Origin of the sequence: Haloferax sp. Atlit-48N (genome assembly GCF_003383015.2) — an archaeon.
Taxonomy (GTDB): domain Archaea; phylum Halobacteriota; class Halobacteria; order Halobacteriales; family Haloferacaceae; genus Haloferax; species Haloferax volcanii.
Map to the genome: position 1 here is coordinate 844,305 of NZ_CP137689.1, position 16,972 is coordinate 861,276.

Annotated in this window: 21 protein-coding genes; 12 read left to right on the forward strand and 9 right to left on the reverse strand. The window is 65.6% G+C overall.

From position 1 onward, the window contains the following. Window positions 1-84: 84 nt before the first annotated feature. Genes DEQ67_RS04600 through DEQ67_RS04620 form a run of 5 tightly spaced genes read left to right on the forward strand, consistent with a single transcriptional unit; the run spans window position 85 to window position 4,409 of the window. Window positions 85-1,053 (forward strand): branched-chain amino acid ABC transporter permease, encoded by a 969-nt coding sequence (locus DEQ67_RS04600; protein ID WP_004044039.1) that lies wholly within the window; start codon window positions 85-87, stop codon window positions 1,051-1,053. Then, complete coding sequence (locus tag DEQ67_RS04605; RefSeq protein ID WP_004064270.1) at window positions 1,050-2,231, forward strand: branched-chain amino acid ABC transporter permease; 1,182 nt, start codon at window positions 1,050-1,052, stop codon at window positions 2,229-2,231. Before DEQ67_RS04600 ends, DEQ67_RS04605 begins: the two co-directional genes overlap by 4 nt. Further along, window positions 2,228-2,986 carry an ABC transporter ATP-binding protein gene (locus tag DEQ67_RS04610; RefSeq protein WP_004064268.1) on the forward strand — a complete coding sequence of 253 codons (759 nt, stop codon included), beginning with the start codon at window positions 2,228-2,230 and terminating at the stop codon, window positions 2,984-2,986. The genes DEQ67_RS04605 and DEQ67_RS04610 overlap by 4 nt, the downstream gene beginning before the upstream one ends. After that, complete coding sequence (locus DEQ67_RS04615) at window positions 2,983-3,726, forward strand: ABC transporter ATP-binding protein (protein WP_115802330.1); 744 nt, start codon at window positions 2,983-2,985, stop codon at window positions 3,724-3,726. Before DEQ67_RS04610 ends, DEQ67_RS04615 begins: the two co-directional genes overlap by 4 nt. Before the next feature lie 2 nt (window positions 3,727-3,728). Continuing rightward, window positions 3,729-4,409, forward strand: coding sequence for a thioredoxin family protein (locus DEQ67_RS04620; protein ID WP_115860213.1), 681 nt, complete (start codon window positions 3,729-3,731; stop codon window positions 4,407-4,409). Here DEQ67_RS04620 and DEQ67_RS04625 read toward each other — a convergent pair. The 6 genes from DEQ67_RS04625 to DEQ67_RS04650 all read right to left on the reverse strand — a co-directional run bounded on the left by DEQ67_RS04625 (window position 4,406) and on the right by DEQ67_RS04650 (window position 8,472). After that, window positions 4,406-4,810 (reverse strand): universal stress protein, encoded by a 405-nt coding sequence (locus tag DEQ67_RS04625; protein ID WP_004044034.1) that lies wholly within the window; start codon window positions 4,808-4,810, stop codon window positions 4,406-4,408. The genes DEQ67_RS04620 and DEQ67_RS04625 overlap by 4 nt on opposite strands. A gap of 54 nt (window positions 4,811-4,864) precedes the next feature. Beyond that, window positions 4,865-5,119 (reverse strand): DUF7520 family protein, encoded by a 255-nt coding sequence (locus tag DEQ67_RS04630; RefSeq protein WP_115802332.1) that lies wholly within the window; start codon window positions 5,117-5,119, stop codon window positions 4,865-4,867. Window positions 5,120-5,533: 414 nt separating this feature from the next. Then, complete coding sequence (locus DEQ67_RS04635) at window positions 5,534-7,297, reverse strand: cbb3-type cytochrome c oxidase subunit I (RefSeq protein WP_004064261.1); 1,764 nt, start codon at window positions 7,295-7,297, stop codon at window positions 5,534-5,536. Between the two features lie 98 nt (window positions 7,298-7,395). Further along, window positions 7,396-7,755, reverse strand: a complete 360-nt coding sequence (locus tag DEQ67_RS04640) for a DUF6684 family protein (protein ID WP_004064260.1) — start codon at window positions 7,753-7,755, stop codon at window positions 7,396-7,398. A 102-nt stretch (window positions 7,756-7,857) separates the two neighbouring features. After that, complete coding sequence (locus DEQ67_RS04645; RefSeq protein ID WP_004064259.1) at window positions 7,858-8,223, reverse strand: DUF7541 family protein; 366 nt, start codon at window positions 8,221-8,223, stop codon at window positions 7,858-7,860. Between the two features lie 45 nt (window positions 8,224-8,268). Further along, window positions 8,269-8,472, reverse strand: coding sequence for a hypothetical protein (locus tag DEQ67_RS04650; RefSeq protein ID WP_004044029.1), 204 nt, complete (start codon window positions 8,470-8,472; stop codon window positions 8,269-8,271). A gap of 157 nt (window positions 8,473-8,629) precedes the next feature. Here DEQ67_RS04650 and DEQ67_RS04655 point away from each other — a divergent pair, with 157 nt between their 5' ends. After that, the gene (locus tag DEQ67_RS04655) at window positions 8,630-9,739 is read left to right on the forward strand and encodes an OBG GTPase family GTP-binding protein (protein WP_004064256.1); all 1,110 of its coding nucleotides are present in this window, start codon (window positions 8,630-8,632) and stop codon (window positions 9,737-9,739) included. Further along, window positions 9,736-10,227 (forward strand): TIGR04206 family protein, encoded by a 492-nt coding sequence (locus tag DEQ67_RS04660; RefSeq protein ID WP_115802334.1) that lies wholly within the window; start codon window positions 9,736-9,738, stop codon window positions 10,225-10,227. Before DEQ67_RS04655 ends, DEQ67_RS04660 begins: the two co-directional genes overlap by 4 nt. Window positions 10,228-10,270: 43 nt before the next feature. On the opposite strand, the gene DEQ67_RS04665 is transcribed toward DEQ67_RS04660, so the two are convergent. Then, a complete protein-coding gene (locus DEQ67_RS04665; protein WP_004064253.1) occupies window positions 10,271-11,713 on the reverse strand; it encodes an MATE family efflux transporter in 1,443 nt (480 codons plus the stop codon). A 135-nt stretch (window positions 11,714-11,848) separates the two neighbouring features. Between DEQ67_RS04665 and DEQ67_RS04670 the strand changes: the two genes are divergently transcribed. Beyond that, the gene (locus DEQ67_RS04670) at window positions 11,849-12,628 is read left to right on the forward strand and encodes a VOC family protein (protein WP_004064251.1); all 780 of its coding nucleotides are present in this window, start codon (window positions 11,849-11,851) and stop codon (window positions 12,626-12,628) included. A 154-nt stretch (window positions 12,629-12,782) separates the two neighbouring features. After that, window positions 12,783-13,694: an archaeosortase A gene (gene artA, locus DEQ67_RS04675; protein WP_004064249.1), complete on the forward strand. Its 912-nt coding sequence runs from the start codon at window positions 12,783-12,785 to the stop codon at window positions 13,692-13,694. A 20-nt stretch (window positions 13,695-13,714) separates the two neighbouring features. On the opposite strand, the gene dph5 is transcribed toward artA, so the two are convergent. Then, a complete protein-coding gene (gene dph5 / locus DEQ67_RS04680; RefSeq protein WP_115802335.1) occupies window positions 13,715-14,524 on the reverse strand; it encodes a diphthine synthase in 810 nt (269 codons plus the stop codon). 117 nt (window positions 14,525-14,641) lie between these two features. Between dph5 and DEQ67_RS04685 the strand changes: the two genes are divergently transcribed. The 3 genes from DEQ67_RS04685 to DEQ67_RS04695 all read left to right on the forward strand — a co-directional run bounded on the left by DEQ67_RS04685 (window position 14,642) and on the right by DEQ67_RS04695 (window position 16,266). After that, entirely contained in the window at window positions 14,642-15,217 is a 576-nt protein-coding gene (locus tag DEQ67_RS04685) for a DoxX family protein (protein ID WP_049921758.1), read from the forward strand. An 87-nt stretch (window positions 15,218-15,304) separates the two neighbouring features. After that, entirely contained in the window at window positions 15,305-15,514 is a 210-nt protein-coding gene (locus tag DEQ67_RS04690; RefSeq protein ID WP_004044021.1) for a DUF7542 family protein, read from the forward strand. A 308-nt stretch (window positions 15,515-15,822) separates the two neighbouring features. Further along, window positions 15,823-16,266, forward strand: coding sequence for a Rieske (2Fe-2S) protein (locus tag DEQ67_RS04695; protein WP_004064228.1), 444 nt, complete (start codon window positions 15,823-15,825; stop codon window positions 16,264-16,266). A gap of 54 nt (window positions 16,267-16,320) precedes the next feature. Here the strand turns inward: DEQ67_RS04695 and DEQ67_RS04700 are convergent, their stop codons facing one another. Continuing rightward, window positions 16,321-16,800, reverse strand: a complete 480-nt coding sequence (locus DEQ67_RS04700) for an Lrp/AsnC family transcriptional regulator (protein WP_006600528.1) — start codon at window positions 16,798-16,800, stop codon at window positions 16,321-16,323. Between the last annotated feature and the right edge of the window lie 172 nt (window positions 16,801-16,972).

The following is a 16,972-nucleotide window of genomic DNA, read 5'->3' on the forward strand; positions in this document are numbered from 1 at the left end:
GCAGACAACCACGCACACGTAAATGAGTAAGATTAGCATACCCATGGTAGTTCATGCCTCGAATAGCCGGAGGGGTGGTGGTCGATGAGTCTTCTGTCGGACGTGCTCGTCATCCTGCTCAACGGACTTCAGCAGGGGGCCATCTACGTCCTCTTGGCGGTCGGTCTCTCCATCATCCTCGGGACGCTCAAGTTCGTCAACTTCGCGCACGGCGCGCTGTACCTCGTCGGCACCTACGCGGGGCTGTTCGTCGCGCTGAACGTGCCGCTTTCGAACGGGAAGCTAGCGGAGTGGGGCTTTTCGAGCTTCGGGCTCGATATCGGCTTTCTGGCCGCCCTGCTTTTCGTCCCGCTTTTCGTCTTCGGCGTCGGACTGCTGATGGAGCGGTACCTCGCGCGGGCGTTCTACGACCGCCCCGACACCGACCAGATTCTCGTCACGTTCGGCCTCGCAATCGTCGTTCAGGAGCTGTTTCGCGTCCTGTTCGGCAGCAACAGCCTGCCGTTCGAACAGCCCGAGCGAATCCTCTCTGTCGGCTCGTTCGCCGGCATTCCCGTCTCCGGCCCGATTGCGCTGCCCATCGTCGGTAACTTCCCGCAGTGGCGGCTCTGGGTCATCGGCATCACGGCCGTCCTCGTGGCGCTCGTGTACCTGCTCGTCGAGTACACCGACTTCGGTCTCGTCGTCCGCGCCGGGACCCGCGACGCCGAGATGGTCCGACTCCTCGGCATCAAAATCACCCGCCCGTACATCGTCGTCTTCGGCATCGGCGCGGCGCTCGCCGGGGTGGCGGGCGTCGTCGGCGGCCCGCTGAACGTCGTCAACCCGACTATCGGGACGAACATCCTCGTCCCGGCGTTCCTGACGGTCGTCATCGGCGGGGTCGGCAGCATCGCCGGCGCTGTCGTCGGCGGCATCGTCTTCGGTCTCACGACCGCCGCGCTCGTCTCCTTCGCGCCCGCGTGGTCGCAGGTCGGCCTGTACGCCATCGCGGCCATCGTCCTCCTGACGCGACCGCAGGGTCTGCTCGGCGACGAGGAGGTGGCCCCATGAGCGAGAAGGACGCCAACCCGAGCGCCAAAGACGCGCTCGTCGGCGGCAGTCTGTTCGGTCGTTGGGAGAAACTCCGCGGCCGCGAGGGGACGGTCGTCGGCATCACGGCCATCCTCGTCGCGGTGTTCCCGTACATCTTCGCCCGTGCCCCCGTCGTCTCGGGGGTTTTACAGGGCTACCAGAGCCTCGCGACGCTCATCCTCATCTGGGGCATCTTCGCCATCGGCTTCGACCTGCTTCTCGGCTACACCGGGCTGCTCTCGTTCGGCCACGCGGCCTTCTGGGGTGGCGCGGCGTACGCCGCCGGCATCGTCGCCAAGAACGTCAGCGGCGACCCCATCGTGATGGTCGTCTCGGGGACGCTGTTCGCCGTGTTGCTCGCGTGGGTGCTCGGCTTCCTGTCGCTCCGCCGCGGCGGCATCTACTTCTCCATCCTGACGCTGGCGTTCGCCCAGATGTTCTACTACATGGCCGCGTCGCCGCTGGCGTTTCTGACCAACGGCGAAAACGGCCTGACCGGCGTCGAGGTCGGCAGTTTCCTCGGCGTCATCCACCTCGAAGCCGACATCCCGTCCGTCGGCGGGATGCTCCTCGGGACGTGGCTGTACGCCTTCGTCGGCGCTTTCTTCGTCGGCGCGGTCGCGGTCGCCTACCGCATCCTCAACTCCCCGTACGGGATGGTGTTCCGCGCCATCCGCGAGAACGAACAGCGCGCCGAGTTCGTCGGCCTCAACGTCTGGCGCTACAAGCTCATGGCGTTCATCATCTCTGGCGCGTTCGCCGGCATCGCCGGGAGCCTCTTTACCATCCACGGGGCGTACGTCCCCCTCCAGTCGCTGTTCTGGACGGAGTCGGGCGACATCGTCGTCATGACCGTCCTCGGCGGCGCGGGCTCGATGTTCGGGCCGGTTCTCGGCGTGGGGCTGTACCTCTACATCGAGAACATCGTCAGCACCATCCAGGCGCTGACGATTCCCTTCACGGGCATCGTGCTCGTCCGGGACTTCGGGTTCTACTGGCACCTGCTCTTGGGCCTCGTCTTCGTCGTGGTCGTCTGGGTTGTCCCCGACGGCCTGTGGGGCATCCTGACCCGCCTCCGCGAACTCGCGGTCGACCTCGGTTCGAGGGCGGCGAACCGCGTCCGCTCGCGCGTCGGAAACGGGGGTGACGGTCGATGACGCTCCTCGAAACCGAGAACCTCGTCAAGGAGTTCGGCGGCCTCGTCGCCACCGACGACGTGAACCTCACCGTCGAGGAGGACGAGCGCGTCTCCATCATCGGACCCAACGGCGCGGGGAAGTCGACGCTCATCAACCTCATCACGCGACGGCTCGACCCCACCAGCGGCGACATCCGCTTCAAAGGCGAGTCAATCGTCGGCCTCGAACCGCACCAGGTGGTCCAACGCGGCGTCTCGAAGTCGTTCCAGACCGCTTCCATCTTCCCCGACCTCACCGTCAGGGAGAACGCCGAAATCGCGGCGCTGGCGGCCGAGCGCGGTGCGTTCGGCTTCGAGTTCCTGAGACATCGCGACAGCCTCACGGACGTACACGGCGTCGCCCGCGACACGCTCGACTCGGTCGGGCTGTTGGACCGCGCGGACACTATCGCGACCGACCTCCCCTACGGCGACAAGCGTCGCCTCGAAATCGGTATCGCACTCGCGAGCGAGCCCGACCTGCTCCTCATGGACGAACCGACCGCCGGCATGTCTCCCGAGGAGACGAAGTCGACGGTCGACCTCATCGAGCAGGTCAAACGCGACCACGGCCTCACGTTCGTCCTCGTCGAACACGACATGGAAATCGTCTTCAGCATCTCAGACCGCATCGTCGTCCTCAGCCGCGGCGGCATCATTGCCGAGGGGACCCCCGACGAGATTCGGGGTAACGAAGCCGTCCAAGAGGCCTACCTCGGGGGTGTCGAGCTATGAGCCTCCTCGAAATCGACGCCATCGACGCCTACTACGGCGAGAGCCACATCATCCGCGACCTCTCGATGAGCGTCGAGGAAGGCGAGATATGCGCGCTCCTCGGCCGCAACGGCGCGGGCAAGACCACCACGCTCCGGTGTATCGCCGGCGCGACGCCGCCCGAAGTACGAGAGGGCACTATCCGGTTCAAAGACGACGACATCACGGGCGTCCCCGCCGAAGACGTGTCGGTCCGGGGCATCTCGCTGGTGCCCGAGGAGCGGCGCATCTTCCCGAACCTCTCCGTCGCCGAGAACCTCCACCTCGCGGAGGTCGTCAACAACAAGTCGAACACCTTCGGCCGGTCGCTGTCGTTCGGCCACAAGGGGATGTCGACCGAGGAGGTCTACGACCAGTTCCCCCGACTGGACGAGCGGCGAGACCAGCGCGCGGGGACGCTTTCGGGCGGCGAACAGCAGATGCTCGCCATCGCGCGCGCCCTGAAGCAGAACACGGACCTGCTGCTCCTCGACGAGCCCTACGAGGGGCTCGCGCCGAAGATTATCGAGGACGTTGAGGACGCGGTCGAGCGCATCAGCGACGCGGGCACGACCATCCTGCTCGTCGAGCAGAACGCCGCGGCGGCCATCAAGCTCGCGGACCGCGCGTACGTCATCGACCAAGGGGGCATCGTCTTCGACGGGACCGCCGAGGAACTCCGCGAGGACGACGAGACTCGCGAGCGGTATCTGGGGGTCTGACGATGGCTGCGACCGACATCGACGCCGACCCCGAGACCGCGCTCGAAACGCTCATCGCCGCCGGCGCGGTCGACGAAGCGCCCGACGGAACGCTCTCGACCACGGCGGAGTTCGAGAAGACGCTCGCCGTCTACCACGACATCTACGGGGCGGTCTCGACCGAGGAGTTCCACCGGACCGTCTCCGAGCTCTTCGGCGTCGCCCCCGAGAACGTCGAGGCGCGACTCGACGAGTTCGGCGTCACCAGAGCCGACGTGGTGGCCTATCTCGCGGCCAAGTCGTTCCTCGACGCGCCGGTCGGCCAGGACCTCCTTCTGGTCATGGCGGGCCTGCTCGTCGAGATAACCCCGTCGTCGCCGGTGCCGGACGCCCTCGACGAACTCGACGACGACTCCTTCGAATCGTACCTTGCAGCGCACCCGGACGCCGTCGTCCTCGTGTGGCGACGCTTCTGTGAGCCCTGCGACGCGATGAAAGCGGACCTCGACGCCATCCTCGACCGCGTCCCAGACGGGGTCGCGGCCGCGGGGGTCGACGGCGAGGCGGCCGACGAGTTCTGTCGGCGCTTCGACGTCGACTCTGCGCCGACGCTCCTGTGCGTTCGTGACGGCGAACTGCGAGAACGAGCGTCCGGCCGCCAGACCCCCGCTGAGGTCGCGGCCGTCCTCGACCGGGTGTACTAGCGTTTCCGCTTCGTCGACCCCGTCACCATGACGGGGCGGTCGGAGTTCAGAATCACCGTCTGCGTGACGCTCCCGAACAGCGCCTTGCCCGCGGGCGAGCGCTTCCGCCCGGCGGTGACGATGAGGTCCGCGTCCTCCTCGTCTGCGAACTCGATGATGACCTCCGCGGGGTCGCCCGACGACTCGTTGACGTCGTACTCGATACCGCGGTCTTCGAGGAACTCGCCGGCCTCCCGGACCGAGTGAATCTGCGTCGCCGACGCCCCGCTCGGGTTGTCGGTGAAACTGTGGACGAGCGTCACTTCCTTCTCGTCGGGTTCGCCGGGGAGTTTCGCGACCTCTTCGACGCACGCGAGCGCGTGTTCCGCGTCGTCATCGACACCGATTACCACGTGGTACATACTATCACGTCCCGGTCGTCGGGCTTAGTATTTGTGCTGAACGATAATGCTGAATTAGGCCGCGTCGTCGAGGCCGGCCGAGACGTAGACGACGAGCGCGAGCGGGACGCCGAGGACGAGTGCGATGGTCAGCGCGCCGTAGGCCGCGAAGCCGGCCGGCGTCGGTGGAAACGGCACCAAGAAGAGAAACCGGGGCGCGCTGAGATCCGAGACGAACGTCCCGGTGAGGTAGCCCGCGACTCCGGCGACGGCGACGAGGGCGGCGTACAACCCGAGGACGAAGCGATGACCGCCGACGTTCGAACTCACGGCCGACGTTCGGGAGCGGACGCTGTTAGGGTTTCCGTTCGGCACGTCGGGTCGGCGGCCCCGGCGTACCGATGCACCTTTTGCCGCACGCGCTAAGGTCGGAGTATGTCGGATACCGATATCCTCGGACTCGTGCTCGGGGCCATCGCGATACTGATGTTCGCGACGGGCATCCTCCTCGTCGTCTGAGCCCCCGCCGCTTTTCCGCGTCGCCGCCGCCGAGAGCGGCCGCTTCTCTCCAGTCGTGACTCCCGTCGCCCGCGAGCGGCGGCGCTGGCGAGCGCTCGAATACGGATTGCATCGAACGACACCCCGTCTGCGAGCACGGACAGTCGGCGTCGTCGCGCGCGTTCGCTCTCGCTCTCGAAAACAGCGTCCGAAAAAATAACCCGAACCGCCGGCGAGCGGCGTCGATTACGCGTCGTCAGCGGAGTTCGCGTCCGCGTCCGCGTCGTCGACCGTCTGCCCGCCGTCGGTGGCGAGTTCGGTCTCGTCTTCGCCGCCGTCGGTGACGGCCGTCTCCAGTTTGCGCTCGAACCAGGTCCACTCGGCGGTGGTGAGGTCGTCGTCGGCGAGGTCCCACGGGTCGCCGTCTTCGACCTTGCGACCTTCGAGCCACGACTGGACGAAGTTCCAGACGAATATCATCTGGCCGACGAGCAGGATGAGCGCGCCGACCGTCGCGACCTGATGGAGCGTCGCGAACTGCGGCAGGTAGGTCGCGTAGCGACGCGGCATACCGCCGTAGCCGAGCAGAATCATCGCGAAGAACGTCAGGTTCGTCCCGACCATCGAGAGCCAGAAGTGCCACTTGCCGAGCGTGACCTGGTACATCCGGCCGGTGTAGATGGGGAACCAGTAGTAGAGCCCGGCGAAGCCGGCGAAGGCGATGGCCCCCATGACGATGTAGTGGAAGTGCCCGACGACGTAGTAGGTGTCGTGGAGCACGAGGTCCACCGGAATCGACGCGAGGAAGACGCCCGTCACGCCGCCGATGATGAAGTTCGAGACGAAGCCGATACAGAACAGCATCGGCGTCGTGAGGCGAATCTTCCCGTTCCACATCGTCGTGATCCAGTTGAACGTCTTCACGGCGCTCGGTATCGCGATGGCCAGCGAGACGGCCATGAACGAGGCGCGAAGCCGGGGGTCGATACCCGTCGCGAACATGTGGTGCGCCCAGACGCCGAACGAGAGGACGCCGATGGCGAGCGTGGAGTAGACGACGAACTTGAACCCGAAGAGCCGACGGCCCGCAAAGCGCGGGAGGACGAGGCTCACGATGCCCATCGGGGGCAACACGAGGATGTACACTTCGGGGTGGCCGAAGAACCAAAACAGGTGCTGCCAGAGAATCGCGCCGCCGTCGACCGAGAAGAACATCGTGCCGAAGTTCCGGTCGAGAAGCAGCATCGCGATGGCGCTGCCGAGAAGCGGGAACGCGAAGAGGATGAGTCCGGACTGGGTGAGAATCGTCCACGAGAAGATGTCGAGGTTCGCCCACGACACCTTCTCGTCGCGCTCCGTGAAGATGGTCGCGATGAAGTTAATCGCGCCCATCGTGGCCGAGACACCCGAGAGGTGCAGGCCGAGGAGCATCAGGTCGACGCCGGCGTTCATCTGGTTGCCGGAGCCGACACCGGCCGAAAGCGGCGTGTACATCGTCCACGCGGTCTGCGCCGGGATGACGTCCGGGATGGGGAAGAACCCGGCCCAGATGAGCAGCGCCGCCGGCGGCAGAAGCCAGAACGCGATGGCGTTGATACGCGGGAACGCCATGTCGTCCGCGCCGATGAGAAGCGGGATAAAGTAGTTCGAGAACGCGGCGATGATGGGCGTCCCGAACAGGAACAGCATCGTAATCCCGTGGCTTGTGAGCAACGAGTTGTAGAACGTGTTCGAGATAAGCGTCATCGACGGGTCCGCCAGTTCAATCCGCATCAGGACGACCATGAGACCCCCCACGGCGAACGCGACGAGCGCGTATGCGCCGTAGAGCATCCCGATGTCCTTGTGGTCGACCGTCGTCAACCAACGGATGACCCCGGATGGTTTCTCCTCCGAGACGTACTGCTCTGCGGTACCACCGACCGTCCCTCCGCCCGCGAGCGGAGTGTACGACCGCCAGTCTTCGACCCGCGCGAGCCACGCGGCGACGGCGATGAGGAAGACCCCCATGAGCACCGTCAGTGCTAACTGTCCGTTAACCTCCATGGAAGTGCCTGAGTAGTGCAGGGTAATGAAAGATTCGGGACCGCCCTGCGATTCGAGGTGCTTTAAGCCGTCTCGTCCGCGGCTTCGACGGCGTCGTCAGCCGGCGATTCTTCGAGTTCGGCCGCTCCCTCGCTCTCTTCTTCGTGAAGCGGCTTCGCACCGGGGACCGTCGCCCGACCCGGCGCGTAGACGGTGCCTTCCTTCTCGGAGCCGGCGATGGCCTTCCCCGAGAGGTAGGTGAGCGCCGCGAGGAGCACGAACGGCGCGATGAGGAGCGTGTACTGGAGCCCCGAGGTGAGCGATTCGAACCCAAACGGATTGACGAAGGTGAACGCCACCACGAAAAACAGGATGATGGCCAGCGGAACCATGTTGACCGTGAGGTCGAGGATGGTGTCCTTGTCGAACGTCTTGGTTGCCATATCGAGACACTCGGGGACGCCGTTCAAATAGATTGTTGGTTTCTCGTCCGACTGTGGGGAGTGGGAACGGCCGCGGGGTCACCCGTGGGTCGCCCGCGGCGGTCAGAACGTCTGTCGCTGTTCGCGGACGAACAGTTCGAAGACGACGCCGCCGACCGCCAGCAGAATCGCGGCCGCGATGACCGCGTAGCCCCGGGTCACGAGGGCGATGTCGGTGAACGCGAGCCCCGCGCCGAACGCGAGGAAGACGACCGCAAGCGCGGTGACTGCGCGAATCGTCGAGGTGACGTAGCCGGACTCCTTGAGGATGCCGACGACGCTCCCGCCGAACAGGAGCAGCCCGCCGACGGCGAGTGGAAACAGGCCAAACAGCAGACCCAACTCGGAGATGGGTATCCCGAGCGCGATGAACACGGGCCACGGACTGGCCGTGCGGTACTGGTCGGAGAGTCCCGGCGCTTCGTCCATACGCGTCCGTTGGACTGTGTGGTAACAAGCCCTTCGGAACCGAGACTAGCGGAGAGAGATACCCTGTCGGGCGAGGAAGTCGCTGACTGCGCGAATCTCGACGGGGCTTCCGATAATCCGGCACGTCTCTCCGTCCGCTCGGTGGACGGAGACGACGAACTCCGCTTCGAGGTCGTCGCGCACGCTCTCCAAGAGGTCGCAGGGGAGCACGATTTGCGTGCTGTCGCGAAGCGTCCGGGGGTCGGGCATCGGTGTTCATCGGGCGGTCGAAGGGGTCGTGTATAACCGTGCCGATACTTGTTTTCCCGCGTACGCGCGACCGCCACGATATCCGACGCGTCGGCCCGGCGGAATCCGCCGCGCGGAAGGAAAGGGTTTTTCGACGGACGCGGCGGAACTGTTGACGATGGGACTGGAGGAGGAGATCGAAGATATCCGCGAGGAGATATCTAACACGCCGTACAACAAGTCGACCGAGGCGCACATCGGTCGGCTGAAGGCGAAACTCGCGGAACTGAAAGAGAAACTCGAAAACCAGAGTTCGGCCGGCGGCGGCCAAGGGTACGCCGTCGAGAAGACCGGCGACGCGACGGTCGCGCTCGTCGGCTTCCCGAGCGTCGGCAAATCGACGCTCATCAACGCGCTCACCAACGCCGACAGCGAGACCGGCGAGTACGAGTTCACGACGCTCAACGTCAACCCGGGGATGCTGAAGTACAAGGGCGCGAACATCCAGATACTCGACGTGCCGGGCCTCATCGAAGGGGCCGCTGGCGGCCGCGGCGGCGGCAAGGAGGTCCTCTCTGTCGTCCGCACCGCCGACCTCGTCGTGTTCATGCTCTCGGTGTTCGAAATCGAGCGCTACGAGCGACTGCAACAGGAGCTTTACAACAACAAGATTCGGCTCGACACGTCGCCGCCGAACCTCTCTATCAACAAGAAGGGGAAAGGCGGCATCAACGTCACCAAAAGCGACAGCGTCGACCTCGAAGAGGAGACCATCAAGGGCATCCTCCGCGAGCACGGCTTCGTCAACGCCGAGGTGACGCTGCGCGGCGAGACGACCATCGACGAACTCGTCGACGGCATCATGAAAAACCGGGTGTACCTGCCGTCTATCGTCGCCGTCAACAAGGCCGACCTCATCGACAAGGACTACCTCCCGACGGTCGAGGAGAACCTCCGCGAAGTCGGGCTCGACCCCGACGAGGTGACGTTCATCAGCGCCGAGGCCGAGAAGGGCCTCGACGCGCTCAAAGAGGAGATTTGGGACGCGCTCGGTCTCATCCGCATCTACATGGACAAACCCGGCCGCGGCGTCGACTACGACGAACCGCTCGTCCTCCGGGAGGGCGACACCATCGACGACGCCATCCACGAACTCGGTGCCAAACTCGACGAGCGGTTCCGGTTCGCCCGCGTCTCGGGGCCGAGCGCGAAACACGACGACCAGCAGGTCGGCCGCGACCACGTCCTCGCCGACGAGGACGTGCTCCGCATCATCGCCCAGCGGTGACGACCGACTCGGCGTCCCGGTCGGCGTCGCGGTCGCCCGCGCGTCGCCGCCTCCGGCTACTCCTCGTCTTCGTCCTCGGTCTCGTCCCGTGGTCCGTCCAGACGTTCACCACCGGGAGCGCCACGCTCCTGTTCCCGTGGGGGCTCGTCGGCTCCGCGACGGGGAGCGTGACGACCATCACCGACTTCTTCCTGCGCTTTACGATGGGACTTCCGGACTACATCCTCGTCTGGCCGGTCGGCGTCGCCTGTTACCTCGTCGCGCTCGGAAGCGCGCTCTCGGGCGTCCTGTTCGGCCGCGAGGACGTTCGGCTCACCGCGGCCGGGCTCGCCCTCGCCGGCGTGACCCAGTTGGAGGTCGCCCGCGGCTTTTCGGTCCAACCCGGTCGAACCGCGTGGCCGGTCGGGACCGTTCTCTTGTGGGCCGTGGCGGGGTTCTTGTACTGGTCACGCGCGAACGAGCGCGACGCCGACGGCTCCTCGCGCTGAGCGCAACACACAAAACCGAACGACGCGTCCGCTCTCCTCTCGCTTAGTCGTCTGCGGCCGTCTTCGGTCGGTAGCCCCGACTCACTACCTTCCACGTCCCGGTTTTGAACCGGTAGTAGTTCAGTACCGCCGGAATCGTCGTCTCGGCGAGGAACGCCAAGTAGAGCCCGGTGAGTCCGAGCGAGGTGATAGAGCCGATGTAGGTGAGCGGAATCGACCCGAGGAACATCCCGACGAACTGGCTGCCGAACGTCCAGCGGGTGTCGCCGCTGGCGTCGAGCGGGCCCGCGGAGCCGCCGGAGACGCCCTGTAAGATGACGGCGATACAGGCGACGTAGACGAGGTCGATGGCGATGGGGACCGCCGGGTCAGCCGGGTTATCGACGAACCCGAGGACGATGGGGCGGGCGAATATCGCCACGAGCGCCGCCGAGACGAGGTACGTGGCGACGGCGAACCGGATGACCTCGTTGCCGTAGGCCTCGGCGGTCTGTTCGTCGTCCTTGCCGAGCGCCTGCCCGACGAGGCTCGACGACGCCAGCCCGAAGCCCCAGCCGGGGGTGTTCATGAGCCCCCAGATGCGGCGGGCGATGACGAACGCCGCGACCACGTCGGGTCCGAAGCTGTCGAGGATGGCGAGCATCGGGAACTCCGCGACCGTCCAGACGAGGCTCCGACCCATGACGGGGACGCCGATTTTGACGAGGTCGCGTATCGTCTCGGTGTCGAGGAAGGGGCCGAACGGGTCGACGACGACGGGGAACGCGCCCACGCCGGGGAGCGACCCCCGCGACAGACCGACCGCGAACGCGCCGGTGACGACGACGTTCGAGAGGACGGTTCCGAGCGCCGCCCCCTCCACGCCGAGGTCGAGACCGAAGATGAGCACCGCGTTGAGAACGATGTTGATGACCGCACCGCTCGCACGGAGCGTCATCGCGGTGTAGGCGTCGTCGCTGCCGACGAGAACGCGGCTCCCGATGAGGTTCAGACCGGCGAAGGGGACGCCGAGGCCGACGATTCGGAGGTACGCCGCGCCGAGTTCGATGGCCCCTTGGTCGCTGCTCAGCACGGAGATGAGTTCGGTAGGGAACAGCCAGAAGACGGCCGTGACCGGGAGCGTGGCGACGACGGTCAAGAGCGCGCTCGACCGCACCGCGAGCCCCAGTTCGTCAATCGCGTCCGCGCCGAACCGCTGGGAGACGAGCGCGATGGTTCCGCCGGCGATACCGCCGCCGAGTGCGAAGGCGAGCCCCCAGTACGGCCCGGCGAACCCGACGCCGGTGATGGCGACGGTCCCCGAGGCGATACCCACCATCGCCACGTCGACGGCGTTCTTCGACATCCGGGCGAGACCGGTGACGACGCGGGGCCACGAGAGGTCGGCGATGCGGACGGCGCGCTCGCGGTCGAGGAGACCGAGACGGGCGAGCGCGAGCCCGATGCCGAGGATGAGGAGGCGAACGGGGTTGGGGACCGGGAACACTGCCGAATCGTAACTTCGGGTGGTACTTATGTATCTCGTAACGGGCCGAAAACTCCCGTAGACGGCGTGTGGCAACCATCGACGGTGGCTTCCGCGTTCGGTACGTTTTTCGCCGGCGCGACACATCACTCGGGTATGTCCGGAACCCTCGACCACGTGATGATTCGCGTCGAAGACCTCGAGGAGTCGCTCGACTGGTACACGACCCATCTCGGCTACGAGGAGAAGGGTCGCTGGGAGGCCGACACGTTCACCAACGTCTACCTCGGCCCCGAGGACCTCCACGAGGAGGGCGCGGTTCTCGAACTCACCTACAACCACGGCGACAACACCTACGAGATGGGCGACGCGTGGGGCCACATCGCGGTCCGCGTCCCCGAGGACGAACTCGAATCCTCCTACCAGCAGCTGATGGACGAGGGCGTCGAGGACTACCGCGACCCCGAGTCCTGCGGCGGTCGCTACGCGTTCGTCAAGGACCCCGACGGCCACGAGGTCGAAATCGTCAAGCGCGACCACGGCGCGAAGTGGAGCCTCGACCACACGATGATTCGCGTCGAGGACGCCGACGAGGCGCTCGGCTTCTGGACCCGCAAGTTCGGCTACGAACACACCGGTCGCTGGGAGTCCGACACCTTCGCGAACTACTTCATGAAGCCCGAGGGCGCGGCCGAGGAGGCGATGGCCGTCGAACTCACCTACAACTACGACGGCCGGAGCTACGAGATGGGCGACGCGTGGGGCCACCTCGCCGTCAGCGCCGACGACCTCCACGACTACTGGGAGACGCTCATGGAGCGCGAGGCCGAAGACTACCGCGACCCCGAGTCCTGCGACGACATGTTCGCGTTCACGAAGGACCCCGACGGCCACGAAATCGAGGTCATCCCGGCCGACTTCGAGTCGCCGGAGTAACCCGCGTCGAGTCTGACGCCCCGGGCGTCTCGTTTTCTCGTCGCTCTCGACTGTCGAGACAGCGGCGGCACTGCGGATTCGGACCGCCGGCTCGCACCGGCAGTCGGCGTCCGGAACGGCAAGGGATTTAATCGGTCCACCGCATCCAATACGTATGCCCGGTCTCCTCTCCGACATCCTCGCGTGGGTGGTCATCGGAACCTTCGTCGCCGGCGCGGTCGCAAACGGGCGAGACCGCGAACTCGGCCGGCGGGTGATGACTGCCGCGTGGGTGTTGTTCGCGCTCTTCTGGCTCCAACTCATCCCGCATTTCACGCTCGTCCACAAGAGCTACATCGAGGGGCTGTTGACCATCGCGGCCGTCCCGGCGTCGCTCTACGCCGGCTGGCTCCTCTACAACGGCCGTGACACGCTGTTCGTCCTCTCGCGCGCCGTCGCCGCCATGGGCGTCGTCTACCTCCCGTTCGAGACGATTCCGGCGTTTACCCTTCTCGGGGCGACCGTCCCCGCGCCCCGCGGCGTCCTCATGGAGACCGTCGCGGCGCAGACGCGCTTTCTCATCGAATCGCTCGGCTACACGCCGCAGATGATTGTCGGTGATCAGGGCTATCTGAACACGTTCCTGTGGATGCAGGGCTCGCACCGACTCGAAATCTCGGTCGTCCTCGCCTGCACCGGCCTCGGGAGCATCGCCATCTTCGCCGGCCTCATCGCCGCCGTCGACGCGCCGATGGGCCGGAAACTCCGCGGGCTCGCCATCGCCGTTCCCATCATCTACGCGCTGAACCTGCTTCGGACGACGTTCATCGCCATCTCGGTCGGCAAGCAGTACTTCCACCTGTTCGTCGACGAGATTCTGTTCCTCTTCGGCTCGTCGGACCCGTACATGGTGTCGTTTTTCATCTCCGACCGCATCATCAGTCAGGCGCTCGCGGTCGTCGCGCTCGTGGGAGTCACCTACCTCGTCGTCCACGAAGTGCCGGAACTCCTCACGGTCATCGAGGACGTGCTCTACATGGTGACCGGCGACGAGTACGACCTCAGAAACGAGTTAGGGCTCGACTGATTACGCCGTCGGAGTGACGTTCAGTTTTCGTCGTCGAACAGTTCTTCGGGCGCGCCGCCGAGCGCCGAGAGCGCGTCGGCTTCGACGTGGTGGACCTCGCCGGGGATGACGAGCATGTGGAGCGGGGCGCCGAAGTCGCGTTCCGCGAGCGCCGAGAGGCGGTCCGCGGCGACGACGGGGTCCGGACTTCCGGCCCGGCAGACGGCCACGCCGAGGGCGTCGGCGTCCCAGTGTTCGGCGAACAGCTCCGCCGCGTAGTCGGCGGTCATGTACTGGTCGCCGTCGACCTCGACGCCGCGGCGGCCCTCCCAGTCGACCTTGATGTCGAGGTAGACGAGCGTGTGCAAGCCGAGGTCGCGGTTCGCTTCGAGCGAGTCGACGACGCTCTTCGGCACGGGGTCGCCGCCGTGGACGTACGGGAACGGGAGCGTGACGGCCTTCCCGAAGCGGTAGTTCTGGAGTCCGGTCAGGCCGCTGGCCGCGGACTGGGCGGTCACGCCGTGGATGAGGCGCGTCTCGATGCCGCGGTCTTCGGCGCGGAGTCGCAGGTCGACGTGCGTGGTCGAAATCATCGTATCGCCGGCGGTGAGGAACACGACGTGTTCGTCTTCCGCGGCGTCGAGTATCGGCTCGGGGTCCTGTTCGACGCCGGCGCGGTCGCGGACCTCGATGTCGATGTCGTGGTAGGCTTCGAGTTCCTCGACGGTCGCGCCGACGAGGTGGCTCGTGTAGAACTCCGCGAACGCCCGGTCGGCGTCCGCGAGCGCCTCCCGCCCTTCGACGGTGACGGAGCGCTCGTCGTACAGGCCGAGTCCGATGAACGTGAGCATGTCCGTGTTCTGTCGCCGTCGGTGATAAGCGGCGTGACCCTCGGCGGAACGACGGATACCCATTGCGTGAGATTACCCAACACACTATTGTAGTTTGCCGGAAAATATTTCCTCCGTATGTCAACAGATAGTCGTACACTAGAGACGGAACTGTTCGGACAAGCGGTGCGGTTCGACTACTCGGAGCGCTGGGTGGGCTACTCGCTGTTCCTGCTCAGAGTGGTAATGGGGTGGACGCTGTTCCAAGGCGGTATCACGAAGCTCGTCACCTACCTGGATTCAGACCCCTCGAACAACTGGACTGCGGCGGGCTACCTCGCCAACGCGATTCCCGAGGGGAACCCCCTCATGGGGCTGTGGAGTTCGATGGCCGGCAGCCCCCTCATCGACATGCTGAACATGTGGGGGTTGACGCTGGCCGGACTGGCGCTCATCCTCGGCGCGTTCGTCCGCTTCAGCGCCTTCTGGGGTGCGGTCATGATGCTGTTCTACTGGGCGGCGGCGCTCGAAGGCGGCATCCTCGCCGGACTCCCGCTGGCTCACGGCTGGGTCGTCGACGACCACATCGTCTACGCGGTGCTGTTGTTCGGTCTCGGCGCGTTCGGCGCGGGCCGCATCCTCGGCGTCGACGCCTACCTCGAAAACATGGAGTTCGTGCGGCGCAACCGGTGGATGAGCCTCGTCATGGGCTGACCGCCGTGCGCAAGCGACCGCTTTTTTCGCCGTCCTCCGCGGACTGACCCGACGGAACTATCTCGACTGGCGTGTTCCCTTCGAGTGATGTCGACCCCTCGTGCGACGGTCGCTTGTCCGACGTGCGGGCTCGAAGAGCGCTTTTCGAAGCTCGCTGACGCGCGCCTCCGAATCGAAGAACACCGCGCCGAGACCGGCCACGACCCCGCGTGGGAGTTGGGTCGGTTCGCTCCCGGCGTGGAGAAGATGGGCGACGAGGCGGGCGTCTGCGGCGTGAACCTCGACGAGAACGACTGAGCCGGTCGCTCGCCGGTTCGGGCTCTCGCTCCGAATCGCGCGAGCGTCGAGTCAGCGACTATGAGCTTCATAACAATACGACAGTCTCCCGAACGAGTGAGTATGTGGTGTGAACGGTGCGGACGAGACACGACGGTCCGGAAACACGCGGTAGACGAGTTCACGGGGTTCCTCTGTAACGACTGTCGGGCGGTGTGGGACCGCTTCGTCTCGGCGTAATCGGCATCGATGCGGCGTTCGTCCCCCGTGCGGGGCCAGCCGCGGCGTCGTCGATAGCTACTTTTCCGCTCGGTCGATAGCTGTGGCCGATGGTCGATGGAACCCGAGTCGCGGCCGTAGACGAGGTCCCCGAAAACGGGTCGTATCTGTTCACCGCGGAGGACGCGTACTCGCGGCCAACGGAACTCATTCTCGTTCGGTGCGACGACGAGCCGGGTATCGAAGCGTGGCCGAACACCTGCACCCACGAGAACCAGCGGTTCGACCGGGGGACCGGCGCGGCGGTGCGCGACGGCGAGATTATCTGCCCGAAACACGGGTCGATGTTCGACACCTGTTCCGGCGCGTGCGAAAACGGCGAGGCGGCGGGCACCAGCCTGCCAGACGTGGACATCGCGGTCACCGACGGCGGCGTCTTCCTGACCGACGACGAGTACACCTATCTCTCCGCTGGCGCGGCGGGCGAGGACGAGGACGGCGACGACGGCGACGACGACGACATCCCCAGTTCGACGTCGCACATCGGGTTCTGAGCGCTCCGGGCCCGCTCGCCGTCGCGTCGTCGCCAACCGCGAGATACTGGTCGCCTACTGGTCAGCGCCGTCCTCGTCGAGAAACCCGTGATACGGGCAGACGAACTCGTCGCGGATGAGCTGTTCGTCGACGATGTCGAGGCCGAGCCCATCCAGTTCCTCGCTGATGCGATTGAGGTCGTCGTGGTCCGTCCCGATGGCGTTGACGTACACGTTCCGCTCGCCGGTCATTATCTCTCGAACCGCGGTCACGCCGTGGACGTCGCGCGCCCGATTCGCCAACGCGGAGCGCTCCGGGACGGGCGCGGTACAGATGATCTTCGTGTAGAGCGGGTAGCCCGCGAGGTCGTAGTCGATGTCGACGTGGTAGCCGCGGACGATGCCGGTGTCTTCGAGTCTGTTGAGTCGCGTTCTGACGGTGCTCGACGAGAGACCGAGTTTCTCCGCGATGTCGCTGGACGACGTTCCTCGGGCGTCCTGCTGGAGGTAGTAGAGGATGCGCCTGTCTATCGAGTCTAACTCGCCGTCTTTCATGCGTGGGCTACTCTGGACGCGGTGCGACTATGAGTCTGTTCCATGCGTCGTGTCCGTGTTCGACAGCCGACCCCCGACGAGTTGACCGACGACCCAGAATATAATGACGGATTATGTATTTTAGGAATTTCCTTTGACGACTCGTCAAAATAACACGCTAGTTTAAGCACTT